The 26883-nt window shown below is 45.8% G+C and carries 26 protein-coding genes and 1 other annotated feature; of the genes, 2 read left to right on the top strand and 24 right to left on the bottom strand.

What is annotated here, in order from left to right:
• Window positions 1-18: 18 nt before the first annotated feature.
• From J2T19_RS00480 to lspA, 4 genes are all read right to left on the bottom strand, one after another.
• A complete protein-coding gene (locus J2T19_RS00480) occupies window positions 19-909 on the bottom strand; it encodes a decaprenyl-phosphate phosphoribosyltransferase (protein WP_307211807.1) in 891 nt (296 codons plus the stop codon).
• A gap of 203 nt (window positions 910-1112) precedes the next feature.
• Window positions 1113-2366, bottom strand: a complete 1254-nt coding sequence (locus J2T19_RS00475; RefSeq protein ID WP_056696180.1) for an LL-diaminopimelate aminotransferase — start codon at window positions 2364-2366, stop codon at window positions 1113-1115.
• Window positions 2367-2474: 108 nt separating this feature from the next.
• A complete protein-coding gene (locus J2T19_RS00470) occupies window positions 2475-3377 on the bottom strand; it encodes an RluA family pseudouridine synthase (RefSeq protein WP_370874785.1) in 903 nt (300 codons plus the stop codon).
• Between the two features lie 88 nt (window positions 3378-3465).
• Window positions 3466-3960: a signal peptidase II gene (lspA, locus tag J2T19_RS00465; RefSeq protein WP_056696177.1), complete on the bottom strand. Its 495-nt coding sequence runs from the start codon at window positions 3958-3960 to the stop codon at window positions 3466-3468.
• 222 nt (window positions 3961-4182) lie between these two features.
• Between lspA and J2T19_RS00460 the strand changes: the two genes are divergently transcribed.
• Window positions 4183-4920: a TraR/DksA C4-type zinc finger protein gene (locus tag J2T19_RS00460; RefSeq protein WP_307211800.1), complete on the top strand. Its 738-nt coding sequence runs from the start codon at window positions 4183-4185 to the stop codon at window positions 4918-4920.
• Window positions 4921-4946: 26 nt separating this feature from the next.
• Here the strand turns inward: J2T19_RS00460 and J2T19_RS00455 are convergent, their stop codons facing one another.
• Both J2T19_RS00455 and ileS read right to left on the bottom strand, forming a co-directional pair.
• Window positions 4947-5288 (bottom strand): DUF5665 domain-containing protein, encoded by a 342-nt coding sequence (locus tag J2T19_RS00455; protein ID WP_307211797.1) that lies wholly within the window; start codon window positions 5286-5288, stop codon window positions 4947-4949.
• 215 nt (window positions 5289-5503) lie between these two features.
• The gene (gene ileS, locus J2T19_RS00450; RefSeq protein ID WP_307211794.1) at window positions 5504-8602 is read right to left on the bottom strand and encodes an isoleucine--tRNA ligase; all 3099 of its coding nucleotides are present in this window, start codon (window positions 8600-8602) and stop codon (window positions 5504-5506) included.
• A 129-nt stretch (window positions 8603-8731) separates the two neighbouring features.
• On the opposite strand from ileS, the gene J2T19_RS00445 reads away from it, so the two are divergent.
• Window positions 8732-8881, top strand: a complete 150-nt coding sequence (locus tag J2T19_RS00445) for a hypothetical protein (RefSeq protein WP_307211791.1) — start codon at window positions 8732-8734, stop codon at window positions 8879-8881.
• Between the two features lie 400 nt (window positions 8882-9281).
• Window positions 9282-9571: a binding site (T-box leader), on the bottom strand.
• A gap of 58 nt (window positions 9572-9629) precedes the next feature.
• On the opposite strand, the gene J2T19_RS00440 is transcribed toward J2T19_RS00445, so the two are convergent.
• The 18 genes from J2T19_RS00440 to murD form a co-directional block, all read right to left on the bottom strand.
• Complete coding sequence (locus J2T19_RS00440; protein ID WP_056696170.1) at window positions 9630-10139, bottom strand: DivIVA domain-containing protein; 510 nt, start codon at window positions 10137-10139, stop codon at window positions 9630-9632.
• Between the two features lie 236 nt (window positions 10140-10375).
• Complete coding sequence (locus tag J2T19_RS00435; RefSeq protein ID WP_307211785.1) at window positions 10376-11158, bottom strand: YlmH family RNA-binding protein; 783 nt, start codon at window positions 11156-11158, stop codon at window positions 10376-10378.
• A 15-nt stretch (window positions 11159-11173) separates the two neighbouring features.
• Complete coding sequence (locus J2T19_RS00430) at window positions 11174-11431, bottom strand: YggT family protein (protein ID WP_307213107.1); 258 nt, start codon at window positions 11429-11431, stop codon at window positions 11174-11176.
• A 10-nt stretch (window positions 11432-11441) separates the two neighbouring features.
• Window positions 11442-11909 (bottom strand): cell division protein SepF, encoded by a 468-nt coding sequence (locus J2T19_RS00425; RefSeq protein WP_145045583.1) that lies wholly within the window; start codon window positions 11907-11909, stop codon window positions 11442-11444.
• Window positions 11900-12601, bottom strand: coding sequence for a YggS family pyridoxal phosphate-dependent enzyme (locus J2T19_RS00420; protein ID WP_307213106.1), 702 nt, complete (start codon window positions 12599-12601; stop codon window positions 11900-11902). The genes J2T19_RS00425 and J2T19_RS00420 overlap by 10 nt, the downstream gene beginning before the upstream one ends.
• Window positions 12602-12606: 5 nt before the next feature.
• Window positions 12607-13506, bottom strand: coding sequence for a peptidoglycan editing factor PgeF (pgeF, locus tag J2T19_RS00415; RefSeq protein ID WP_307211777.1), 900 nt, complete (start codon window positions 13504-13506; stop codon window positions 12607-12609).
• Window positions 13507-13557: 51 nt separating this feature from the next.
• Entirely contained in the window at window positions 13558-13947 is a 390-nt protein-coding gene (locus J2T19_RS00410; protein ID WP_056696162.1) for a YlmC/YmxH family sporulation protein, read from the bottom strand.
• A gap of 323 nt (window positions 13948-14270) precedes the next feature.
• Window positions 14271-15053 carry an RNA polymerase sporulation sigma factor SigG gene (gene sigG / locus J2T19_RS00405; RefSeq protein WP_056696161.1) on the bottom strand — a complete coding sequence of 261 codons (783 nt, stop codon included), beginning with the start codon at window positions 15051-15053 and terminating at the stop codon, window positions 14271-14273.
• A gap of 111 nt (window positions 15054-15164) precedes the next feature.
• Window positions 15165-15887: an RNA polymerase sporulation sigma factor SigE gene (gene sigE, locus J2T19_RS00400; RefSeq protein WP_056696160.1), complete on the bottom strand. Its 723-nt coding sequence runs from the start codon at window positions 15885-15887 to the stop codon at window positions 15165-15167.
• An 11-nt stretch (window positions 15888-15898) separates the two neighbouring features.
• Window positions 15899-16879 carry a sigma-E processing peptidase SpoIIGA gene (gene spoIIGA / locus J2T19_RS00395; protein ID WP_307211769.1) on the bottom strand — a complete coding sequence of 327 codons (981 nt, stop codon included), beginning with the start codon at window positions 16877-16879 and terminating at the stop codon, window positions 15899-15901.
• A gap of 300 nt (window positions 16880-17179) precedes the next feature.
• Window positions 17180-18292 (bottom strand): cell division protein FtsZ, encoded by a 1113-nt coding sequence (gene ftsZ / locus J2T19_RS00390; RefSeq protein ID WP_056696158.1) that lies wholly within the window; start codon window positions 18290-18292, stop codon window positions 17180-17182.
• Window positions 18293-18440: 148 nt separating this feature from the next.
• Window positions 18441-19724 (bottom strand): cell division protein FtsA, encoded by a 1284-nt coding sequence (ftsA, locus tag J2T19_RS00385; protein WP_145045593.1) that lies wholly within the window; start codon window positions 19722-19724, stop codon window positions 18441-18443.
• Window positions 19725-20016: 292 nt separating this feature from the next.
• Complete coding sequence (locus J2T19_RS00380) at window positions 20017-20784, bottom strand: cell division protein FtsQ/DivIB (RefSeq protein ID WP_145045594.1); 768 nt, start codon at window positions 20782-20784, stop codon at window positions 20017-20019.
• Window positions 20785-20843: 59 nt separating this feature from the next.
• Window positions 20844-22127 carry a UDP-N-acetylglucosamine 1-carboxyvinyltransferase gene (gene murA, locus J2T19_RS00375; RefSeq protein WP_307211759.1) on the bottom strand — a complete coding sequence of 428 codons (1284 nt, stop codon included), beginning with the start codon at window positions 22125-22127 and terminating at the stop codon, window positions 20844-20846.
• A 17-nt stretch (window positions 22128-22144) separates the two neighbouring features.
• Window positions 22145-23050: a UDP-N-acetylmuramate dehydrogenase gene (gene murB / locus J2T19_RS00370; protein WP_307211755.1), complete on the bottom strand. Its 906-nt coding sequence runs from the start codon at window positions 23048-23050 to the stop codon at window positions 22145-22147.
• A 147-nt stretch (window positions 23051-23197) separates the two neighbouring features.
• Entirely contained in the window at window positions 23198-24307 is a 1110-nt protein-coding gene (gene murG, locus J2T19_RS00365; protein ID WP_307213104.1) for an undecaprenyldiphospho-muramoylpentapeptide beta-N-acetylglucosaminyltransferase, read from the bottom strand.
• A 5-nt stretch (window positions 24308-24312) separates the two neighbouring features.
• Window positions 24313-25410 (bottom strand): stage V sporulation protein E, encoded by a 1098-nt coding sequence (gene spoVE / locus J2T19_RS00360; RefSeq protein ID WP_145045601.1) that lies wholly within the window; start codon window positions 25408-25410, stop codon window positions 24313-24315.
• Window positions 25411-25458: 48 nt separating this feature from the next.
• Window positions 25459-26880 (bottom strand): UDP-N-acetylmuramoyl-L-alanine--D-glutamate ligase, encoded by a 1422-nt coding sequence (murD, locus tag J2T19_RS00355; protein WP_307211752.1) that lies wholly within the window; start codon window positions 26878-26880, stop codon window positions 25459-25461.
• Window positions 26881-26883: the final 3 nt, after the last annotated feature.

Below are 26883 nucleotides of genomic sequence, written 5' to 3'. Positions count from 1 at the left end.
CTAGAAATCACAAACACCTTATTCAAAAATAGCAAAAATGCAGATTACACTAATCACATACAGTATCACGGTAATGAGTATAGGCTTGTCCTCAAATAATACCCGATCTGGTGAACCACCCTGGTTCTTCATATGAATCAAATACAGGTAACGGAACATTCCATAAATAACTAAAGGAATCGTCCACATGAGGTGTATTGTTCGATCCGACGTAAATGTAAATAACGAGTAACTAATAATGGTTGCTGTTGTAACAATAGTATTAAACTGATCCAATAAGGTAATCGAATAGTTATCAAGAACCTTACGATGGGAACCTGTATTGCCTTCAAGCAAAGTAAGTTCGTTTCTCCGTTTCCCAATGGCCAGAAAAAGCGAAAGTAACAGCGTACAGATTAGAAACCATGGTGTAAAAGGAACATGAATTAACACTCCACCTGCAATTGCCCGTAACACAAAGCCAGCAGCAATGGTCATCATATCCAATATCACAAGATGTTTCAGCACAAATGAATAAGATACATTCAATATAAAGTACACGATACACAATACGCCGAATATCGGGTTGACCACAAATGCTGTTCCTACTGATCCAATCAACAGCAAGGCACCAAATAGAAGTGCATGCGCCCCATTCACCTGTCCTGAGGCAAGCGGGCGAAATTTCTTCACCGGATGTTGCTGATCCCTTTCTCTGTCCACATAATCATTCAGAATATATACGCAGCCTGCAACCAGACTAAATAAAATAAAACCAAGTATCGTCGTTAGAACCGTTTCGGTGCGAATTTCTTCAAAAGAAAACAGTAATGCTGCAAATAATAATCCATTTTTGGTCCATTGTTTAGGTCTTAACAATCGCAATAATCCTGATAGCGTGTTGCCAGTTCCTAATGAACTAGTTGACACTGAGTTCGTACGTGAAGATAACAATTTAGATAACTCCCTTCAATAACAACTTCTATAAAAATAACGTAAAGACTTTATAATATGTTGCTTGTATATTTTTGTAAAGGGAAATTTATCCTAAAACACAAAAAAGAGACCGTTACCGGTCTCTTCTGTGATCTATCTTATTCATACAAATGTTTGTGTTGAATTAAAAGTTACAATTAGAATTCAAACTGCACATCGCTTAGGCGGCGTTTGATTTCAGCAATGACACGTTTCTCTTCCTCTTCCCCTTGCGCTACAAAGGTAACGGAGAAACGAACGAAATTACCTGCATCATCCCAAGGTACAGATGAAATCAATTTTTCGCGAATCAAGAATTGGGAGAAGTCTTCCCCAGACTCGAAGCGACGTCCACCAACTACACCTTTTGGTGCTTCAACATAAAGGAAGAATGAACCTTTAGGTTTTTCAGCTTGGAAGCCTAGTTCGTTCAATGCAGCAACAAGCATGTCATGACGACGGGAATACTTCTCTGCAATTTTTTCTGTGATTTCCGGGTGATTCAATCCATAAGCAGCAGCTTTCTGGATCGCGATGAATTGACCGGAATCGTTGTTGTCTTTAATATCACTGAATGCTTTGACAACAAGTGGATTACCCGCTACGAAACCAATTCTCCAACCTGTCATGTTGTAGGACTTAGACAAGGAATGTAGCTCAACCCCAACGTCTTTTGCACCAGGTACAGATAAGAAGCTGAATGGTTTTTTGCCATCATACGTAAGGGCTGCATAAGGAGCATCATGGACAACCACTACGTTGTATTTCTTCGCCCATTCCACAACCTCGGTGAAGAACTCTACCGTTGCACTTGCACCCGTTGGGTTATTTGGGTAGTTCAGATAAAGCAATTTTGCACGTTTGGCGATGTCTTCAGGAATCGCTGTCAGATCAGGCAAGAAGTTATTTTCTTTCGTCAACTGAATGTTGAACACTTCTCCACCAAGATATTTCGTGTGCGTACCCATTACTGGATATCCTGGCACCGTCATAATCGTTACATCGCCTGGGTTAATGAAGCAAGAAGGCATCATTGCCAGTGCTGGCTTCGAACCGATGGAATGCACAATTTCCGTATCTGCATCAATGCCATCCACGTTGAATACGTTCTTCAGGTAAGCTGCAGCAGCTTCCTTGAATTCAGGAATACCATTGTCAGCATAACCACGGTTCTCCGGTTTGGAAGCTTCCTGTGCCAGTGCAGCCACGATACCTGCATCTGCCATTTCATCAGGCTCGCCTACACCAAGGTCAATCAGCTCTACATCAGGGAAATCCTTTTTGGCTGACGCTTTAGCGCGCTTAATTTTCTCGAATTTATAAATGTTTGTGTCTTTACCATAGTTGGAGCCGCCAATGCGGTCGGCAAAATTAGTTTGAATGTACGTTTCTTGATATTTATCGATACTCATTACGTGTTCATCTCCTCGTTTGACGCAAATTTCTACACTTTAATATGAAGCATTTGCGGAGGCTTAGCCATGGACAAAGTATCTGAACATTTGTACTTTCACGAGAAGTCAGCGGCTACGTAGTGAGGAGAGAACATCTTCCATATCCTGCGGAATCGGAGCAGAGAACTCCAGATACTCTCCTGTTGTCGGATGAACAAAACCTAAGATCGCAGCATGTAAGGCCTGTCCTTGCATTTTGATGCCTTTGTTTCGCCCATACACCGGATCCCCTACAAGCGGATGTCCGATAAATTTCAGATGCACACGAATCTGATGGGTTCGTCCAGTCTCCAGCTTCAGTTCCAACAAAGTATAGTCGTTGATCCGCTCCGTCACGTTGAAATGAGTAACAGCATGTTTACTGTTCCGCTCCGTTACTGTAAACATTTTACGGTCATTGGTGTCTCGTCCAATGGGTGCATCAATTGTGCCCTGATCATGGCTTAAGTGGCCATGAACAAGCGCGATATACCGTCTATTGACGCTATGGTCCTTAAGCTGTGCAGCTAATGAGGCATGCGCCTTATCATTTTTGGCAGCCATGAGTAGACCCGATGTATCCTTATCAATACGATGCACAATGCCTGGACGCAGTTCTCCGTTAATCCCGGACAAGTCTTTGCAATGATGCATCAGCGCGTTCACGAGCGTACCCGATGTATGGCCAGGTGCCGGATGCACAACAAGCCCCCGAGGTTTGTTAATGACGATAACGTCACTATCCTCGTATACAACTTCAAGTGGAATATCTTCAGGAATGATCTCTACTGCTTTCGGCTCTGGGATCTGCAGCACAACAAGATCACCTTCTGCTAATTTCGTATTTGCTTTGACCACAGCACCATTCACAGTAACATTTCCCTCTGATATCCATAGCTGTACTTGAGAACGCGATACATTATCTATAGATTCAGTAATATATTTGTCGATTCGTTCCTTCTTGTGCTCAAGAGAAATGGTCCATTCCATACGTTCATCGTTCGTGATTTCATCATCGACATTCATGTGCAGTTCCTCAGTTGATGTGTTCTCGTTATTATGTTCTTCCTTGTGTAAATTACTCATGGTGTTCATTCCTTTCAGTCTGTGCAGCAGCTTTCTCTCGACGTCCTTCAAGCAAGGTTTCGATGATGATCAGTGCTACACCAATACAGATTGCCGAGTCAGCGATATTAAAGATAGGGAACGTATAGGTTCCAAAATTAAGCTGGATAAAATCGACAACCTCTCCGGTTAATGCGCGATCAAGGAAGTTTCCAATCGCTCCACCAAGCACTAAACTAAGCGCTATAGGCAGCAATTTGTGCGGAGTATCCTTTACCTTTTGCAAATACCAGACCAATGCAACAACGACAACCAAAGTAACGACAATAAAGAACCAACGTTGATCCTGTAATATGCCAAAGGCTGCACCCGAGTTGCGATGTGATGTGATGACAAAGAAATTGCCGATCACTGGGATTTCTTCTCTTAGTTCCATCCGAGTTGCAATTAAGAATTTTGTTCCCTGATCCACCAAAAATACGATAAAAGCGAGGATATAATACACCACGTTTGTTTGTCACTCCGATCTTGTCTTTTCCAAACGATACCAGGCTTTACGCCAGACTTGTTCATTGTAGCACAGCTGTTTAGAAATCGTCCACGGGCGCGCTGTGCTGCAGATCGGTTGGTAAAAACGATAACATTTCCCTTCTGTAATCCCGCACGCAATGGTACATCCTACAGTAGAGTCCACATCCGGCTTATGCACGGAGCAGAAAGGGGGAACATGATGTCACATTTTACAGGCAAACAACTACAATCCCTTCAATCTCAGCTTATTACTGAGAAGCAGGATATTGAGCATAGGCTCAAGCAGAACGAACATTATGGTCTTGGTGATTCAATGCGATTTCAGACAGGTGAATTATCGCCAATCGATAATCATCCCGGTGACCTAGCTACCGAGATGTATGACCGTGAGAAAGATATTTCTTTGCTGGAGCATGATGAGTTCCAATTGGAGCGAATTGATTCTGCTCTTCATGCCATTCAAGAGGGTCATTACGGCATATGTGCTGTCTGTCAGCAACCCATTGATTATGAGCGCATGGAGGCAGTTCCTTACACCAAATACTGCAAAAAACATCAACCCGAAACCGTTGTTTCTGAGAATCGACCTGTCGAGGAGGAATTTCTTGCTCCTGCATTTGGCCGAACCAGCTTGGATGAACGAGATGATCAAAATGGCTTCGATGGCGAAGATGCATGGCAGATCGTTGAAAGCTGGGGAAGCTCTAATTCACCGGCGATGGCTGAAGGACGAGACATTGATAGTTATGACGTCATGGCAATCGAGGCCACGGATGAGATTGAAGGTTGTGTTGAAGCCTACGAAAGCTTTGTTGCAACCGACATCTATGGTCATGACGTGTCCATCGTCCGTAATCGGCAATATCGACAGTATCTAGAAAACCGAGAAGGTGATAATCTTCTAGAGCCTGATTCATCTTCGGACGATCTGTACTGACCCTCTACCGTCTTTTTGAAGGGTGCTCAGTTCAGTTCAAGCTGGCGTTGTACGATTCTGACGATATCCGCAATGTAATCACCTACAATAGGTAGATTAAGTGCTCCCAGTACCTGTAACACATAAATGATGGTTGCTGCAAAAAAGGTAAAGCCAATGGCAATTCCTACACCTCGGGCAGTTCCAGATAACAGGTTAAGTCCGATTAATTTCCACGGTCGGTTCAACAGCTCTGTATATTGAGCAATACGTGACCGTTCGAGCTCATTGGCAATTCGATTGGTTAACGTATGAAGCTCTTCGATTTTATCATCTGCATCGTTCGTTGCTGACAAAGGTGAGGCACCTTGTTTCTCGTTTTCGTTCATGTTTCGCTCAGTCCTTTGGAATAGAGTGACTGCACAATAGCAATCATTGCCCATTTGCCGAAAAACCAAACGAGCCAAGATACAGGGATTTTTATCCTTGCATCTAAGGCTCGTTTTGTCTTTAAAGTATATTCTATCCCATTTAAAATGGGGCTACTCCATAAGAACTTAGATCATGGCTCATTCAACCTGTACTCAAGCTTCAGATCAGGACATTACGCCTCGATATAAACACCGAACGTTTTGCCACCAGCTTCGATCTGTACCATGTTATCCACTTTAGCAAATGTAACTTCCGTTACGAGGACATTCTCACGCAGTACATCATCAAACGCCTGGATGGCTGCTTGAAGCTCTGCATCTACGTCCAGTGTCAAACGTACTCTTTTCTCAATCGGTAGATCCAGCTTCTTCCGAGTATCCTGAACAGCACGTACGACTTCACGAACCCAGCCCTCTTGTTCCAGCTCTGTTGTGATTTCCGTATTGAGTGCTACCGTCAAACCATAACCTGATGCAGAAGCAAAACCTGATTTGGCATGCTTATCTACCAGCAGTTCCTCTTGGGTCACTTGCAGTTCTTCTCCGTCTGGAGAAACCACATTCAGTACACCTTCTGTAACAACTTTGCGAGTTTCGTCAGCGGACATACCTTTGAAGAAATTCTGCAGGAATCCAACATTTTTACCATACTTCTTCCCTGCGACTTTCAAGTTCAGTTTCAATGAGAAGTCAACGAATTCCGCATCATCATTCTCTGTACGGATTCCCTTCACATTGATCTCTTCCTTGATAATCTCTTCATAACTATCCAGGTCAAAGCCTTTGTCTAGTGATACGATCAACTCAGACAATGGCTGACGTGTCTTGATGCCCGTTTCGTTCCGTACGTTACGAGCTAATTCAACGACCCGGCGTGCTGTCTCCATATCCTGCTCCAGCTTCAGATCAATCCAAGCCTGTTGAGCTACCGGGTAATCTTCCATATGCACACTCTCACCCGTAGTCAGGTTCAGATAGATATCCTCTGCCAGCATCGGTGTAAATGGAGCTACCAGCTTCGCTGTAGTCACGAGCACTTCAGTAAGTGTACGATAGGCATCCAGTTTATCTTCTGTTAATCCAGCTCCCCAGAAACGGTCACGGGAACGACGGATGTACCAGTTGCTCAGCTCATCCACAAACGCTTCGATCGCTTTGGAAGAATTCAAGTAATCATTTACAGCGAGCGCTTTTTCTACAACCAGGATCAGACTGTTCAGTCTGGACAAAATCCAACGATCCAGCTTGTGTGTAGAGAGCTTGAACGGATGCTCCTGTGGATCAAATCCATCAATCGTGGCATACAACGTTAGGAAAGCGTGTGTGTTAACAAGTGTATCCACCATTTTGGATTTAGCTTCACCGACAATCCCTTTGGAGAAACGTTTGCTGTTCCATGGTGCACTGTCAGACAATAAAGCCCAGCGGAATGCATCTGTACCATATTCTTCGATAACTTCCCATGGGTCGATGACATTACCTTTGGATTTGGACATTTTCTGTCCACTCTCATCCAATACGTGACCTGTTGCCATTACCGCTTTGTAAGGCGCTTTGCCTGTCAGAAGTGTAGAAACTGCAAGCAAACTGTAGAACCAGCCACGAGTTTGGTCGATACCTTCACAGATCATATCTGCGGGGTATTGCTGTTCAAATGTTTCTTTATTTTCAAACGGATAATGTTGTTGAGCAAACGGCATTGATCCACTGTCAAACCAAACGTCGATGACTTCTGGTGTACGCGTCATCTCGTATTTACCACAAGAGCTCAACACCTTCACATCGTCTACATACGGCTTGTGCAGTTCCAAATTCTCAGGCACATCCCCTACCGCACGTGCACGCAATTCAGCAATGCTATGTGGAGCGAATTGTTCTCCCGTCTCTTCACATACCCAGATGTTGAGCGGAGTTCCCCAATAACGGTCACGACTGATGTTCCAGTCCACCAGATCTTCCAGGAACTTTCCGAAACGGCCTTCACGAACGTGACCTGGATACCATTCTACATCACTGTTGTTTGCGATGAGTTGATCCTTGATCGCTGTCGTTTGGATAAACCAACTGTCCATTGCATAGTACAGAAGTGGTGTATCACAACGCCAGCAGAATGGATAGCTGTGCTCATATTTTTCTTTGCTAAACAAACGCCCATTCTCTGACAGATAACGTACGATATCAATATCGCAGTCCTTCACGAAGCGTCCGGCAAAGTCTGTAACCTCAGCTACAAATTTACCTTCAAGATCCACCATGTTCACAAAGCTGATTCCATTCTCACGACATACACGGTAGTCATCCTCACCATGTGCAGGAGCCATGTGTACGATACCCGTACCGCTCGCATCTGTTACAAAACTTGCTCCAAGGACAATGTTTGCTTTCTCAGCCTGTACGTAGTTGAACGGAGGGCTATAGGTTTGACCAACCAGGTCAGAACCCTTCAATGCTCCGATCACTTCATACTCCCCTTTGGCGTCCTTCATTACTTTTTCTACAAGGTTGGTCGCCATGATATATACTTCGTTATCCTGACGCACACGGGAATAGTCCATATCCGGATTCACCGCAAGTGCAACGTGGGAAGGAAGTGTCCAAGGCGTTGTTGTCCAAGCAAGGACAAATTCACCACTGTCATCTAGCTTAAATTTCGCTGTAGCACTTAGATCTTTAACATCCTTGTATCCCTGTGCAACTTCGTGTGAACTAAGCGTTGTTTGACAAGATGGGCAATACGGACTAACGCGGTGCCCGCGGTAGAGCAGCCCCTTCTCATGGATTGTCGCCAAGATGTTCCATACACTCTCGATGTAGTTGTTATCCAGCGTGATATATGGATGATCCATATCTGTCCAATAACCGATTCCTTCTGTCAGGTCACGCCATTGCTGTTCATATTCAAAAACGCTGGCTTTACATTCATTGATGAATTTCTCTACACCGTAATCCTCGATCTCCCATTTGTGAGAGATACCCAGTTTCTTCTGTACACCCAATTCAACTGGAAGTCCGTGTGTATCCCAACCTGCTTTACGAACAACACGGTACCCTTTCATCGTGTTGTAACGTCCTACAAAGTCCTTGATGACCCGACCCAATACGTGCCCGATATGCGGCTTACCATTGGCTGTTGGTGGTCCTTCGTAAAATACAAAGTTTGGCTTGCCTTCACGATTCTCAATCGATTTCTGGAAGGTGTTCTCTGTTTTCCATTTGTTTAACATGCGTAGCTCTCTAGCCCGCGCTTTTTCTTTGACATCAACTCGTTGCATGATGATCATCTTCCTTTCAGCTGTTAAATTGTGGATCGTCCACAAAAGCGTTTCAATCCCCCTAAATCCCCCTTACCAAGGGGGACCCCATAGGCGCTCCGCCCTCTGGACACCCGGGATGGGTTTGTCTTGGGAGAGTCTACGGCGCTGTGGGATGCGGTGTCCGTGCGCTGTGGCGGCTCTTATGCGGCTCGTTCCCTGCGTGAACGCCGCAGAGCCTCACTGCGTGGGATCGGTTGCCGTCCGCTTCGCCCGGACGGCGAGTGGCTCTCTCCTTGAGCTCCCTGCGGGGCTCATGGACGTTCGCCTTAGCGAACCCCTGTGCCGTCCGCTTCGCTCAGACGGCGAGTGGCTCTCTCCTTGAGCTCCCTACGGGGCTCATGGACGTTCGCCTTAGCGAACCCCTGTGCCGTCCGCTTCGCTCAGACGGCGAGTGGCTCTCTCCTTGAGCTCCCTACGGGGCTCATGGACGTTCGCCTTAGCGAACCCCTGTGCCGTCCGCTTCGCTCAGACGGCAAGTGGCTCTCTCCTTGAGCTCCCTGCGGGGCTCATGAACGTTCGCCTTAGCGAACCCCTGTGCCGTCCGCTTCGCTCAGACGGCGATCGGCTCTCTTCTTGAGCTCCCTGCGGGGCTCATGGACGTTCGCCCTTTTTTAGACACAAAAAAACCTCATCCCTGGAAAGGGACGAGGTTGTGCTCGCGTTACCACCCTAATTCTGTTCATCACAAACCACATCCAATACAATTGGGTATGCTCTGTCATCAACAGCGCTTATGCCCCGCTACCTTCAGCAGGGTGCCGATATAACGTTCGGCTCACGGTTTCGCTTACGCACGGCATAGGATCACCGCTTCAGCGTCACTTCTCCGGGGAGATATTCGGCTATAACTCATCCATTGGCTTGCACCGATATGCCAACTCTCTGAGGGATGAGATCATAACGTACTGAACCCGTCATGGAATCACTATTCATTATGAATATAGTTATAGCCTCTTTGCAGACAAAAGTCAACCAGGCACGTGGACTAATAAATTTCCTTCATTTCCCGCTCCCGATCACGGACTTCCTGCTCCCGGCTCTCCAGCGCTTCCCAACCATCTTGAGACAACAATTCAAGCTGTGCTTCAACAAGTGTACGGAAACGAGCACGATAGATGGAAGCTTGCTTCTTGAGCTCTTCAACTTCTAAAGCAATTTTACGCGATTTAGCCAAAGATTCGTTGACGATGCGATCCGCATTTTTCTCTGCTTCCTTCACGATCAACTGAGCTTCTTTCTTCGCGTTATTCTTCACATCATCGGCAGCTTCCTGCGCGATAATAATCGTTTTGCTGAGCGTTTCCTCAATTGTTGCAAAATGATCCAGTTTCTCCTGAACGGACAGCAACTGATTGCTCAGTTCTTTGTTTTCGCGAATGACGCCTTCATAATCTTTGATGACTTGATCCAGGAACTCATTGACTTCATCCTCGTCATACCCACGCAAGCGTCGGGAAAATTCCTTGTTATGTATGTCCAGCGGCGTTAATGGCATGCTGTCCACCTCCTGTAAAAGTTCCTTCCCTTGAGAAGGTTTGCAGCATATGGGTTCAACCCAAAAATCCGTATGCAGAATCGTGGAAATCTATACGAGTATACGGCTAGATCACCTTGTGATCTGTATCGGTTAGGATAACCCTTTGCACTCCAATGTATATCGGAAACATCGAATGTTTTTTACACCTTTATTTTAAACATTTCGACAAGAAAGCTTGTTTTCCTGCAACACATCTAGGCAAATTTGCCGATTTTTACGCGACAGCGTCCTTTTTTGGTCATACCATCCTGCTCTAGCACCTTGAAACGGCCAAAGCCTTGGATCGAGACCACATCGCCAGCCTTCAATGATTTGGAAGGATCCTCTTCCACCTTCCAGTTCACACGGCAACGCCCTGCCTTAATAGGCACCAGGACTTTACTGCGACTTAGACGGTAAACATCTGCACAGATTCCATCCAGACGGAGTGACGCGACCGTGATGTCCATCGTGTCCAGCTTGCTCTCTGACCATTTCATCTGATCGATCGGCAACAATTCTGTGAAGACATGTACACGGTGCACCTGATTCAATTGAAGCGATAAAAAAGCGCCGGTCTCCGCAGCCACAACAGTGTGGCATCCGTCATCCAGCACTTGGATATCTCCAATCTTACCCCGCTTCATCCCAAGCCCGAGCAGGGCACCCATATAGTCCCCATGCTCCAGCTCACTAATCTTCTGGTCATCCGACGTGATACTCATCACCTGCATACCCATGTCTTCATCATCCAGATAACGATAGTCAGGTGCGATCAACGCGCGTTTACGTTCAGCCGCTTCATAACCACCGTCTAGACGAATCTGTACATCATCACGGCGATTCACAAGCGTTTGCAAAATAAAAACCTGTCTTGGATCAAGAAAATCAGTAAGCTTCATATCATGATACTTACCTGCACGTTCTACCCAATCGGAGGCTTTATCCACAAAGTCTCGCTCGTCATGACTAAAATGCTCGTAAATTTCACCACTCATCTGTGCTCACCCTGCCTACAATAAATAGCCCAAAATTGTGAATAGCCCCATACGAACTAACGTCAGCGTAAAGAGCGCTACGATTGGAGAGATATCCAATGTCCCGAATAGAGGAGGTATAAACCTTCTAAATGGACTTAAGTATGGCTCTACAAATTTACCCAACATCTCACCGATGAAACTTTCTCTGGCGTTAGGTAGCCACGACATCAAGATATACGCAATAATCATCCAATAATAAATGTTAAACAGTGTATCCAACAACTCGAAGATCAAAAACGGCTCACCTCATTCTGTTATAATCTTGCTCGCTTTCAGCCAGTATTTCCGAAATTGCTCCTTGAATTTCAACTGTATCTGGCGTACAGAGAAAAATGTTGCCGCCAATTTTAGAAATTCCGCCGCCCAGAGCATATACTGTACCACTCAAAAAATCGATCACGCGTAATGCCTGATCCTGACGCACTCGCTGTAAGTTAACAACAACCGTGCGATGGGAACGAAGATGATCGGCGATCTCTTGAGCTTCGTCATATGAACGCGGTTCATAAAGGACAACTTTAACATTTTTCTGGGAATGAATGCTCACGACATTATTACCCCTTTGGTTTCTACGTTTATCCAGACTGGAGGTTTCATTTTCTTGATGTTCTGCCTCAGTTTCCTCTTGCGCTGCCAAACGTTCACGCTCCACAATCTCTTCTTCTTCCTGGAGCCCTAGGAAATTCATGAATTTATTCATTACGCCCATCGTGAACCCTCCTCTTTTCCTACAAGAATTGAACCCAGCCGAACCCATGTTGCCCCTTCTTCAATGGCTACTTCAAAATCATTAGACATGCCCATAGAGAGCTGGGTTATTGGTTCTGAGGTCAAGGCTTGTCCATTTAAGTCGTCTCTAAGCTCACGAAGTCCACGGAATACAGGACGGGTAAGCTCAGGGTTTTCCTCATGAGGCGCCATCGTCATTAGCCCGACAACTTTTAGGTTGCTAAATGAACTGATCTCACGCAAAAATGGTTTAGCCTGTTCGGGCTGTAATCCATACTTGCTCTCTTCACCCGAAATGTTAACTTGTAGAAACGTCTCCACCTGGATACCCAGGGCAGCCGCCTTTTTATCTAGCTCTTTCGCTAGGGATAAACGATCCAGGGAGTGTATGTAGCGGAATTTACCAATAACGTCCTTCACTTTGTTCGTCTGCAGGTGACCAATAAAATGCCATGTGCCTTGTTGGCCAAAGGCCTCCCATTTTGCCTGCGCATCCTGCCAGCGGTTTTCTCCAATATGCTCAAGACCATGCTGCAACACAGCTCCCGTTGTTTCTAGTGAGACGTATTTGGTAACTGCAATTACGTTCACTTCCTCACGTGCACGGTTACTGCGCTGACACGCGTCTTCAATCTTCTGATTTACCTGTTGTATACGATCCTCCAATGACACAGAGGTCACCTCTCTTCCAGCCCAATCCAACTCGCCATTCTCCCTGTTGTTCCATTTTCTTTGCGATAAGAAAAAAACAGTTCCGTATGGCAGCTTGTACACCAAGTTGTACATTCGATATGATCCGGCAATATTCCTGCTTTCATCATAATGTGTCGATTACATTCTTTCAAGTTTAACATCGTTTTGCCATGACCAGCAGGTCGATAGATGCGATTAGAAGCAGAATCCTTGTATTCATCATTACCCGTAGCATCATCCAGCCAAACCCGTACATGCTGCATAACGTTCTCGTCCACTTCGTAACAGCAGTCTCCAATTGAAGGCCCAATGGCGCAGCGAATGTCTTGGCTGTGACTTCCATAAGTCTTTTCCATCGTTTCAACCATGGACTGAGCGATCCCAGCAACTGTACCTTTCCAACCCGCATGGGCAAGCCCAACCGCTTGTTGAACAGGATCATAGAAGTACAGAGGTACGCAGTCTGCATAGAATGACGTTAATAACACACCTGGTACATTCGTAACCAATCCATCCGTATCCTGAATGGCAGACTGCCGATCTTGCAAACCTCTGCCTCGATCCTCTGCGGTAATTACCGCTACGTGTTTGCCATGCACCTGTTCTCCGCAAGTCCAAGCATCTACCGAGAAGCCGAGTTGCTCTGCAACAAGCTTGCGGTTATGAAGAACATCTTCTGCATGATCTCCCACATGATAGGCACAATTCAGACTGGCATAAGGAGCAATCCCCACACCTCCCTGCCTCGTAGTAAATCCTGCGGTCATCTGACTGAATTGCCGTCTCCACGGCTCCAGATGTAATAACCTCGGTTCAGTATCTGTTTGTCCTGCCTGCTTTATATCTTGTTCTGTATCATTTTGATCTAAAATAAAAGGTTCCATCTTCTCACCTCACAACTTCCAGTTTACCAAATGTAGCGCATTCTGTCTTGACTATATCGTTCGCCGCTGGCTGCGCTCTAACCGCTCAATTCGTTCTTCACGTTGTGTACGCCCCTGCTGTTCATCGTACATCCGCGCTTCCCGGTCACGATCATCTAGAACCGTTTCCTTTACCTCATCCATTTTGACCAGAATAACGTCCGAGCCGATCTTTACGATATTTCTCCATGGAATGACCAGATCTGTTCCACCCCCAAATAACCCCATAAAACGGCTATACCCTGGCACCACAATGGCTTCAATACGCCCCTGCTTCAGATCCAACTCCAAGTCGCTTATCTGACCTAACCGCTTGCCATCGGTAATATTAATAACTTCCTTTGTTTGAAAATCAGAAATCTTCACACCTCTTGAAACGGATTCTCCTGTATTTCCCTTCATTCGGCTTCCTCCCGCCTTTGCCCACCATCACTTATAGGGGTTGTTCAAAAAGTCCGCTTTTGATTACAAAGGATGCCCTGTGGCATCTTAACGTCGAATATGGAATTCAGCCGAAATGTCCGTTGCTCACGTAGTTTTTTCTATGCTCCGCTACTCCATTTCTACCTTCATCCCATCTTCTCGGTACTGAAAACCACCCTTTTTGAACACGCACTTATATATAATTATATGTGCCTGTTGCGAAAAATGTCCTATTTCTCGGCTCACAGCAAAAAGGCGATCCTAGGTTTTTTCCTCTGATCGCCTTTTTGCTTTAACCTATATTACGATTTAACATGCTTTTGCATTTGTTGTATGGCCGACTTTTCTAGACGCGATACCTGTGCTTGAGAAATACCGATCTCATCCGCCACTTCCATTTGCGTTTTCCCTTCAAAAAACCGCATGGACAAAATCATTTTTTCACGTTGTCCAAGACGATGCATCGCTTCTCGAAGTGCAATCTCTTCAATCCATGATACATCCTTGTTTTTATCGTCACTGATCTGATCCATCACATAGATCGGATCTCCACCATCATGATAAATGGGTTCAAAGAGTGAAACCGGATCTTGAATGGCATCTAGTGCAAACACCACATCTTCCTTAGGCACATTGAGTGCTTCGGAGATTTCGAATATCGTCGGTTCACGGGAATTTTTATTCGTCAGGCTGTCACGAACCTGAAGTGCTTTATAAGCAATGTCCCGCAAGGAGCGAGATACCCGAATCGGGTTATTGTCGCGCAAGTATCTACGGATTTCCCCAATAATCATCGGAACCGCATACGTTGAAAATTTAACATTTTGGGATAAGTCAAAATTATCAATGGCTTTCATCAGGCCAATACATCCAACCTGGAACAGATCATCGACAAACTCCCCTCGATTGTTAAAGCGCTGAATGACGCTAAGTACTAGACGCAGGTTGCCATTCACTAATTTTTCTCTTGCTGAGCGATCGTGATGTTGCTGAAGAGAGTGAAATAACTCCCTCATTTCAGTGTTGGTGAGAACAGGCAATTTTGCGGTGTCCACGCCACAAATCTCGACTTTGTTTCGGGTCATCGTGATTTACCTCCCAAGGAGAAACATTAATGTACATTATCTCCGGGGCAGGCTTTTTTATTCGTCCTTGGCAACCTTGCCATTAATACCCAACTTTGCATTTCACTCCATTTAGACCATTTTATTAAACTCTTTGCGGAGTCTTTTAATGATCCTTTTTTCGAGACGAGAAATATAGGATTGCGAGATTCCGAGTAAATCTGCAACATCTTTTTGCGTCTTTTCTTCCCCATCGGTCAACCCAAAACGAAGCTCCATAATCATTCGTTCACGATCCGTTAATTTTTCCAATGCTTTGTGCAGTAGCTTACGATCTACTTGTTCTTCAATATTTCGATAGATTGTATCATTCTCTGTACCGAGTACATCGGATAATAATAGTTCATTCCCATCCCAATCAATGTTAAGCGGTTCGTCAAAAGAAACTTCTGTGCGGATCTTACTATTACGCCGTAAGTACATTAAAATTTCATTTTCAATACAACGTGACGCATAAGTTGCCAGTTTAATTTTCTTTTCCGGATCAAATGTGTTCACCGCTTTAATAAGTCCAATGGCTCCGATGGATACCAAGTCTTCAATGTTAATGCCTGTATTCTCAAATTTGCGGGCAATGTAAACGACCAATCGCAGATTGCGTTCAATCAGCATCGCTCGAATTGCAGCGTCTCCTGAGGATAACTTTTGAAGTAAGAATTCCTCTTCTTCACGGGTTAATGGAGGTGGTAGCGCTTCACTCCCACCGATATAATAAATCTCTTCACTCTTCAGACCGAACAAAAACAACACACGATAGTATTGCAACTGAGCTACCAATTTCCATTTTACAAGCATGTTCGTCCCTCCTATACCACATTCAGCGGCTTTTCTGTTGCTCCCACAGTGAGAGCCGTAGACTGTGTGTTAACAGCTTCTGACACGAGTTCAGGATGAATCACAGCACGATATTTGCCCTCTGAAGACAATACGCCGCCATCCAGACCTACTAATACCTTCGTTGTTTCATAGCATATTTCACCCAGACTCACTCGAACGAGATCAGGTCTTATCGCGAGCATAAAGGCAGTTCCTTTATTAATCCCGCGAAATGGGACAAGCCTTAAACGATCTTGCCAACGAAACTGCTCTTGATCCAGTTCCATAATAAGGTTGTCCGGTGTTTCATCCTTCAACCTACCTTTCCAAGCCTCAGGCAACAGGTCTTGCCACAACGAGACTTCCATTACCATGACCGGTAAGCGGGAAAGAGGATCAGTCAGCTGATTACCGGTATCCACAAGGCCTGTACAAGTAATGCTCACCTCGTCAATCACAACCTCGACTCTGCCTAAATAGGTGGTCATACGATCTGTTTTACGTTTGGAGTTCTGAACAACTTTGAATAGAAATAAAACTGTAAAGAATACGATAAACGTAAACCAAAATGCGATTTTCAGATCAAAGGACATTCCGCCAGAGGTGGTAAACCAGATCCCGTTAAATATCTCACCTGAATTCTGTAACATATAGTGCATACCTAGAATGCCTCCAGCAGCCACAAAATTAATGACGTAGAAGGTACCCAAGGTTCGTACAAAAGTCTGAAGACCTTTAAAGCCAAATGCGATGCTGAGCATCACCAGTGATAAGCCGAACTTGATCAGAAAGGTAAACATGAACTCAAGCTCTGGCACAAACATCATAACCACATATAGCGCACCCACCACCGCTGACAGTAGCCATCTCCACCACACTAACTTGATGCTGCGCATCCATGCCGTAAGACCAATGAGTGCACCGTCAATACACAAGTTCGTCAAAAAGATAAGATCCACATAAACAACCAACGCTTCACCTGCCTACATCCATATCAGAATTCGATATAATGCACCGCTATACACCTATCAGGATATTCACAAGTATACGCAGCCCCCTCTTCAAAGTCTGTCTAATCATGGAGGGGTGAGCTCAACTATTTTTGTCGGATTACGCTTGGGATTGTTCAGAATTTGTTCATTACCGTATGATACAGTTAATTTGATTGCTTTATGGTCTAGCTCAAGCTATGTATACAGGGTGCAAAAAAATATAAAAAACCCGGAACTCCATGAAGGAGAACCGGGTCTTGATTACAAACTATATGTTGCTTAGTCGTTATTCGTATTACGTGAACGATTGCGCAAAAATGTCGGAATGTCCAACTGATCACTGCTTGGCTGATTGCCGAACGGACGCAGATTAGGCGCACGGTTATCCGTAGGCTCACTAGCAGGAGCAGTTTTGCGAGCAGGTGGCGGCGATACAGGCTTATCTTCAAAGCCAGTAGCAATCACCGTAACCTTGATCTCTTCCTTCAGGTTCTCATCAATGATGGCACCGAAGATCATGTTTACTTCCGGATCGGAAGCAGACGTGACGATTTCTGCTGCTTCGTTAACTTCATATAGCGACAGGTTAATGCCACCTGTGATATTCATGATTACACCACGAGCACCTTCAATAGACGTTTCGAGCAAAGGACTCATGATCGCTTTACGAGCTGCTTCAGCCGCACGATTTTCACCAGTAGATTCACCGATACCCATCAGCGCAGATCCACGTTCATGCATAATCGTTTTGACGTCAGCAAAGTCAAGGTTGATTAGACCCGGAACAGCGATCAGGTCAGAAATACCTTGTACCGCTTGACGCAATACGTTATCTGCTTGACGGAATGCTTCCAACATTGGTGTCTTTTTGTCTACAATCTCAAGCAAACGATCATTAGGAATAACGATCAGCGTATCTACTTTTTCCTTCAGAGCTTCAATGCCCTGCTCTGCATGGCTAGAACGTTTACGTCCTTCAAAAGTAAACGGGCGTGTTACTACGCCGACTGTAAGTGCACCACATTCTTTAGCGATTTCAGCGATAACTGGAGCCGCTCCTGTACCTGTACCACCGCCCATACCGGCTGTAACAAATACCATGTCTGCACCTTTGAGCGTATTCATGATCAGGTCGCGGGACTCTTCCGCTGCCTTTTTACCAACATCGGGGTTAGCACCTGCGCCAAGACCACGTGTAAGTTTGTCACCAATTTGCAATTTATGTTCGGATTTAGCCAGATGCAGTGCTTGAGCATCTGTATTTACCGTTATAAATTCCACACCTTGTACACCATTTTCGATCATTCGGTTCACAGCATTGCTTCCGCCGCCGCCTACCCCGATGACCTTTATTTGAGCCAAGCTCTCCATCTCGAAATCAAATTCCAACATATTATTCCATCTCCCCCTCAATGTGCATGGATGGCTCGTCCAATTTTTGATTGAACCGAATCAATTTCATATATCGACGAACGAAAGCGTTTATGTTAATTTCAGCGCATTCAGACGGCTTCAAGAAGTATGAAAAAGATTCAACCTGTTATATAAATTCGCTGAACATATTTTTCAGCCGTTCGAACAAACCCGGTTTTTGCTCCGATTCCGGAGACGTATTCGGCTTAACACGGTTGGTCGGTTTCTTGTTGTTATTGTTATTATTGTTGCTGCCACCGCCGTTGCTGCTCGATGGACGAAGACGCAAACTACGGATTACATTGTGCAGGATACCAACCCCGCTAGTAAAGCCTGGGTCGCGTACACCGATATAATCCGGAACAGCTACTCGCACCGATGCAGCAAGCTCATGCTGAGCTACCTGCAGAACACCTGGCATGGAGACGGTTCCTCCCGTTAGTATATAACCTCCAGGAAGCTCCGTGTAACCAAGTCGCTTCACTTCTTGAGAGATCATCTGGAATATTTCCTGAACTCTTGGTTCGATAATGGCCGCCAAATCCTCTTGCGAGAATTCTTTATCCACATTGCTACCGATTCGTGTCACTTTGAACATGACATCCGCAGCAGCATCATCCAGCCAAGCACAGCCATATTTCAGCTTCACCTTTTCAGCTTGATCCGTTAGCGTACGTAAACCATAAGCGATATCATTCGTTACGAACTCTCCACCGATGGGTAACGTTGAAGTTGCCACAAGGCTGTCCTCTTCAAAGACAGCAATCGTTGTAGCACCTGCTCCAACATCAACAAGCACAGATCCCATTGCTTTTTCATCTTTAGATAAAGCCAATTGTCCTGCACCAAGTGACATGAGTACCAAATCACTTACTTTCAGACCCGCTTTCTCTACGCAGCGCAAAAGATTATGTATCGCGGTTTTTGCACCCGTAATGATGGTCGCCTCCACTTCCAGACGAACACCAATCATACCACGGGGATCTTGTATGCCTTCCAAGCCATCAACAACGTACTGCTTGGCGACAACATCAATAATTTCCCGTTCCGGTGGAACCGCAATAACTTCGGCTGCTTTCAACACCCGCTCCATGTCTTCTTCTCCGATTTCACGATCCTCATTAGATACTGCCACGACGCCGTGACTGCTCATCAGCCCGATATGATTTCCCGAGATTCCAACATATACTTCGGATATTTGAATACCTACCATACGCTCAGCATGATCCACTGCATTGCGAATCGACTGCACCGTCTGATCGATATCTACGATTACACCTTTGCGAATTCCTTCCGAGTCGGCAGATCCAACTCCAATAATATTAAAGGTTCCATTATTAATTTCCCCAATAATAGCGCGAATTTTGGATGTACCGATGTCCAAACTAACAATGATGTCATTGTTACTCAAGTCTGTGGCACCTCCTGACTCCAATAGTAAAATACGTTCGGGTTTAAACACTCTTAAAACATATTCAACACACTTTAGGCTTTCCCTCTTTTTTCTACAATTTTTTTGGGTGCCAAGATCTGGTTGCGAGACATAAAACCTTGAAGAAAAAAGAAGGAGGCAACTCTAGTGCCATAAGTTCAAGTGTATCATTTTTTCTTCATCTCAGAAAGAACAACTTTCACAGGTTAGACGTGGGCAAACCCTGACTCCGTAGGGATTTTAAATTCTTTTCAAACCCAACGATCCGGAATCAGGGACTTGCTCCTGGTTCAACATCATCCTCAGGGTTGTCGGCGATAAAAGGTACATAGGTATCGGCCTCCAACATCGTTATCTTTCCTGGTCGCTCTGTCTCAATAACCTGATTAAGGTATTCCACCTTATCCGGCAACATAGACACCGTTGTAATCACTTCAAACTGCGATTTTGTATAGATCCTAATCTGATCCGGAAATGAGGGCGTCGGATTCGGAATGATCTCCGAGATGTCCGTCGTAAGTTCATTGGGAATGGTAGCTAAGACTTCACTCAATTTGGCCTTGAGCGGATCGTCTGTCTTCCACTGGGTCAGAATAGGTTTCTCTACAGCAACTCCAATGTTAGGTGGAACAATCAAGCTTGTCCCACTGGCAAGTATCGCTTTAAGCGCTCCGTCCGCGGCAAGTTCATATGCAACCGTAGGATATTCTTCGACCTTGATATGAATTGTGCCAGGAAATTGCTTGTCCACTGTCACATTGGAAATCGCCTTATCTGTCTTCAGCTGTTCAATGATCTCTGACGAGCTTGTCCCAAAAAATTGTTCGCCCACCTTCAGACCACTCTTCTCCAATAACTCCGAAGTTGATGTGTACACATTACCCGTAATCTCAATCTCCGAAATCCGGCTCATTGAAGAGCGAAAGAACAATACTGCAAGTAATGCTACAAAAAGAAATAACAAAATGAATACAATTTTACGGCTTGTGTTTCGTTTAGGGCGATTCTTTTTGAGAACCGGAATTTGACTTTTTGGCATAGATCGCGCTCCACAAAGCCTTCGGCCCCCTTCCCTTGAAGAAGGGGACTCAAAGGACGTTAATTGGCAAAATCGAGCTGTTTCGAAACGGCAGATTGTCTTTCAACGGAAGCTCCGAGACTCTGGAACAACTTTTCGATACAATCATACCCTCTGTCAATGTGATGAACTTGCTCTACAACCGTCTTGCCTTGTGCTGCTAAACCAGCAATAACCAAAGCTGCACCTGCGCGCAAATCGGTTGCTTCCACTGTGGCTCCATATAAACGCGGAACACCACGTATAAAGGCTGCATTTAGATCCACCGATATGTCGGCTCCCATTACATTCAGCTCATCCACATGTTTAAATCGACCTTCAAACACGGTCTCCTTCATTACACTAAAACCATCCGCTAGACTAAGCAGAACCATAATTTGCGACTGCAGGTCTGTGGGGAACGAAGGATAAGGTGAAGTTACAATTCGATCTACTGATTTTGGACGGCTCATACAGCTCACCGTCATTATATCATTGCATACTGTAATTTGAACACCAGTGCGCTTCAACACATGTATAAGAGAAGTAAGATGTGCCGGATTGCAGTGTGTAAGCGTTACATTCCCTCTCGTAGCTGCGGCTGCGATCATCACCGTTCCAGCCACGATGCGATCAGGAATAATTTCGTATGAGCATGGTTCCAGCTTTTCCACACCATTAATCGTAATGGTATCTGTTCCGGCACCTATGATACTTGCACCCATAGCATTCAGAAAGTGCTGCAAATCCTGAATTTCAGGTTCACGTGCTGCATTAAAAATGGTTGTTGTGCCCTTAGCTACCACAGCTGCCATCATAATATTCTCCGTGGCTCCCACACTCGGGAAATCCAGATGAATATCCGTTCCAACCAACGAACGACCACGACAGATGATCTGTTGATCCTGTTCCTCGATTGTGGCTCCGAGCGCTTCCAGGCCCCGGAGGTGAAGATCAATCTTACGTTCTCCAATCGCACAGCCACCAGGCTGATACACGGATACTTGCCCGAATTTAGCGAGCAGTGGTCCCATTAAGAAAATGGAAGAGCGCATCTGTTTCATAAGCTCCTCAGGCACATCATAAGACTGAATGGACGACGTATTAATCGTCACTGTTCCCTGTTCATGCCGACACGTGCATCCAAGCCGTTCCAGGATATACAGCATTACTTCAATGTCCAGCAAGTGTGGTACGTTATGCAGGGTGACTTCCCCATCTGCCAACAAACTTGCGGCCATAATCGGTAAAGCGGCATTTTTTGCTCCATGGATGCGTATGGATCCTGAGAGGGGTTTCCCGCCTTCAATCACCAATTTGTCCAATGTATCACCTCCGGGGTTTACCGCTCACCCACTACGAAGACTTCCGGTACCAGGTCAATACCGTTATGAGATGATATAGTGCTCTGAATATGCTGCATAAGGGTGATGACGTCCTCTGCTGTTGCTTGGCCGGTATTAACAATGAAATTGGCATGCATGGTGGATACCTGTGCGCCTCCCTGTGTCTTACCCTTTAGCCCTGCTGCTTCAATCAAGCGAGCTGCATAATCACCAGGTGGGTTCCGGAAAACACTGCCTGCACAAGCCATCTGCAGTGGCTGTGTACGCCGTCTGCGATCCTTATAGGCCGCCATCGCTTCCGAAATCACTTTGCGCTCCCCTTGCTGAAGAGCAAACGTAGCCTCAAGTACAATGCCTCTCTGATCATGCAGTACAGAGTGGCGGTAGGCAAAATTCATGTCCTCCTTGCTATAACGTACCAATTCCCCTGTCTCCAGCACAATCTCAGCGGATTGAAATATCCGTGACACATCCGATCCATGGGCTCCCGCGTTCATATACACAGCTCCACCGACAGTTCCAGGAATGCCGCTACCAAATTCCAAACCGGTAAATTCTTTTTTGGCAGCCATCACACTCAGCTTAACAAAAGAAAATGCAGCTCCGGCTGTTACGCCATCTTCGTGAAATTCCGCAAAGTCAAAGCCCTCTCCTGGTTTCACGACAACACCGCGTATTCCTTTGTCAGATACTAGCATGTTTGATCCACGTCCAAGTTGCATCCACGGGATCTGATGCTTTTGTAACAACTGAATTAGATTGACCATCTGCCCTTTATTTTCCGGTATGACTAGCGCATCCGCAGGACCACCGATTTTCCATGTCGTATATTTTGCGAGCGGCTCGTTTTCAAGAACTTTGCCGACATTATTCTGGGATAGTACCGATATCCACTGCTGCATGTTGAAAACCTCCTTTACTTCGAACCGATGAGCAAGCCTGCTGCTGTTTCAACAGGCTGGGCTACGACGCTGTAGAACGATTGTCACGATTTATACGGTATCTTATGTCAGTCCCGGCAGGTATGTGACAATCGCCCAGAACACTCTTTAGCGGTGCACAGCAAGTCGCCGAATTTCATTCACAAGCACCTCGGCTGCATCGGGTTTGCCAAGCTGTTTGGATGCTGCAGCCATCTTCCTGCGAGCTCCTTCATCATTCATGATGCCAGCAATCGTTTCATAGAGTTTTTGACCCGTTAGATCCTTTTCCAACATCGTTATAGATGCTCCTCCACCTTCAAGCGTGCGAGCATTGGCTTCCTGATGATTGTTCGTTACATTCGGTGAAGGGATAAGAATAGATGGAATGCCCAGTGACGTAATTTCCGCAAGGAATGACGCTCCTGCACGATTCACAATAAGGGAAGTACAAGCAAGCACTTCAGGCATATTGTGTACATAAGGCAGTACGTGCAGATGATTAGGCATCGTGCCGAGCGAACTTCGGATCGCTTCTCTTGTTTCATCGAAATAGGTATCGCCGGTGACGTATACGACATGAACATCATCCAGCTCAGCTAACCTAGGCGCCATGTCTACCATGGCTTTATTGATTGCCTTTGCTCCGCGACTGCCCCCTACAACAAGGACAACGCGACTATCCATCGGAACCCCCAACGTTGCAAAACCGCGATCACGGCTGGCCTTAGCAACTGTAGTTGCACGCGGATTCCCTGTATAGATGACTCGTTTAGCGCCAGAGAATGCTTTTTCAGCCCCTTCAAAGCTAACCGCTACGGTATCCACATAACGTGTGAGGAACTTGTTAGTCAGACCTGGAATGGCATTCTGTTCGTGAATAATACTTGGAATACCTAGCTTGGCCGCAGCGTAAACGACTGGACCGCATACATATCCACCCGTACCAATAACGACATCAGGCTTAAATTCCTTCAGCATTTTTTTGGATTTGCTTACACCTTGAATAAATCGCATGACGGTCTTCAAATTGTCGATCGACAGTTTCCTACGGAAACCTGTAATGTCGATGGATTGAAACGGAATATTTTCTTGAGGCACCAGTTTGCTTTCCAAACCTCGGGTTCCCCCAATATATAAAAATGTCGAGTCGGGATTCTCCGCCTCCAATTGTCTTGCTATGGCAACAGCCGGATAGATATGCCCACCCGTGCCGCCACCGCTTAGAACGACTCGCATCGTATTCACCTCGCATAACGGGATAAGTTTAATAAAATACCTAGAGCAGTAAGCATGAGCGTTAGAGACGACCCACCATAACTGATTAACGGTAGTGTAATCCCTGTAACAGGCATGAGCCCAATAACAACCCCGATGTTAATGATCACCTGAACAGCAACCATACCTACAATCCCTACACCGAGCAAGCTGCCAAAAGCATCAGGAACAGTCATTGCTACACGCATACCTCTCCAGACTAATACTAGAAATAAAAGCAAAACAATTAATCCACCGATAAAGCCTAACTCCTCGGCCAAAATAGAAAAAATAAAGTCCGTTTGTGGCTCAGGCACATAGCTGTATTTCTGACGGCTCATGCCTAATCCAAGACCCGCGAGTCCTCCTGGCCCAATCGCATATAACGATTGAATAATCTGATAACCTGCGCCCAGTGGGTCAGACCATGGATCTAGAAAGGCTGTAATCCGTTTCAAACGGTAAGGTGCCGCCGCGATCAATGCCGCAAATCCAGCCACACCACCTAGAGCGAGGAACATTAAATGTTTCATGCGTGCACCTGCCGTAAACACAATCAACATGGATGCACCCATCATAACTGTGCCTGTCCCCAAATCGGGCTGCAGCATAATAATGCCAAATGCCAACCCCATCAATCCAAGGGGTGGTAACAAACCGGTGGTGAAGGTCTTAATCTTCCCAGGGTCTTTACTAAGCCAGTGTGCCAAAAACAATATCATGCCTAGCTTCATAAATTCGGAAGGCTGAATACCAAACGAACCAATGCCAAGCCAGCTCCGCGCTCCACCACGGACAACACCAATGCCCGGAATCAGTACAGCAATCAGCATAATAAAACAGGCAATCAAAATCGGCTTCGCATACTTCCTCCAAACACGGTAATCCACATTTGCCGTTACAAACATAGCAGCAAGTCCAAGTCCTGCGAACAGAAGTTGTCTTTTGGCAAAGTAAAACGAATCCCCGTAGTCGTGGAAAGCAAGCACCGAACCTGCACTGTATACCATAATAATGCCGATGGCAAGCAATGCCATAATACAAATCAGGAGCCAGAGATCTGGCGCCGGTCGCGACTGTTTCATCAGGAGGCCACCCCTTGCATGGAAGTAGGGGCTTTTCCACCCCCCTACTTACAAGTTATGCGCCGCCTCTTTAAAAATGCGTCCCCGCTCTTCATAGGATGCAAACATGTCCCAACTTGCGCATGCTGGTGATAAAAGAACGACATCACCTGGAGCCGCAAGCTTAGATGCTTCCTGGACTGCAGCGGTTAACGTCTTGGCAGCGTCCTCCTCATTATCGACGACCTTAATTTGCTTTAACCCAGCTAGCTCAGCTACATGAGCAATTTTCGCACGATTTTCACCGAGTGCAACAACTGCCTTAACTCGTTCCTGGAACAATGGTAAGAGCTCCATCATATCTGAACCCCGATCCAGTCCACCTGCTATAAGAACAACGGGCTCTTTGAAAGAATTCAGCGCCATAACCGTAGCTTTGGAATTGGTCGCTTTGGAGTTATTGAAGTATGTAGCACCGTCATGCTGCAATACATATTCCAGTCGATGCTCAACTCCCTTGAACTCCGTAAGAGGAGCTGCAAGCACAGTAGGATCGGCTCCAGCGGATACCGCTATAGCTACAGCTGCCAGTGCATTCTCTACATTGAATCTGCCGGGAATACCGATGTTCTCCACATCAACAATCACATGACGATTACCTTGCTCATCCGCATAGATCACTTGACGCTTCACATCATCCTCTTCGCCATCCACATAAGGAGGATCAGCATATACGCCTACTTCTAGCGTCTCGGTCATGGAGAACGGAAGCAGCTTGCTCTTGATGTACGGTACAAGTCCACGACATACCGGATCATCCCAGTTCAGAATGGCGATATCATCCGATTGCTGATTGGAGAACAATTTGGCTTTGGAAGCCACATAATCATCCATATCCCCATGGTAGTCCAGATGAGTCTCGGCTACGTTGAGCAAACTAGCAATCCGTGGACGGAAATCGGTGGTACCTTTGAGCTGGAAGCTACTGAGCTCCACGACCATCCAATTATCGGTAGTGGCTTGTTGCGCTGCTTCGGAAAGCGGAGTTCCGATATTGCCAGCAACGATAGGCTGTAAGCCTGCATGCTGAAGCATTTTACCTACCCATGTTGTCGTGGTGGTTTTCCCATTGGAGCCTGTAATTCCAATCATCGGAGCAGCACACAAGTGATAGGCAACCTCAACTTCTGTCACGACCTCAATGCTTAAATTCAGTGCTTGCTGAACTGGTGGGGCTTGATAAGGAATCCCAGGATTCTTGACCACTAGCTTCACCTCGCTGTGAATCAGATCATCCGGATGTCCTCCGCATACAACAGAAATTCCCAAAGCCTCCAATTCGGATGCTTCGGGACACTGTTGTCTTTCTTTTTTATCATTCACTGTGACAATAGCTCCAACGTGATGCAGTACTTTGGCTACTTGCACACCACTCTTGGCAAGTCCCAGCACTACAACTTGTTGTCCGCGATACGATTCAGGATGGTTCATGAT

This window comes from Paenibacillus tundrae (assembly GCF_030812775.1).
GTDB lineage: Bacteria > Bacillota > Bacilli > Paenibacillales > Paenibacillaceae > Paenibacillus > Paenibacillus tundrae_A.
This window is presented reverse-complemented; position numbering and strand designations above follow the sequence as displayed.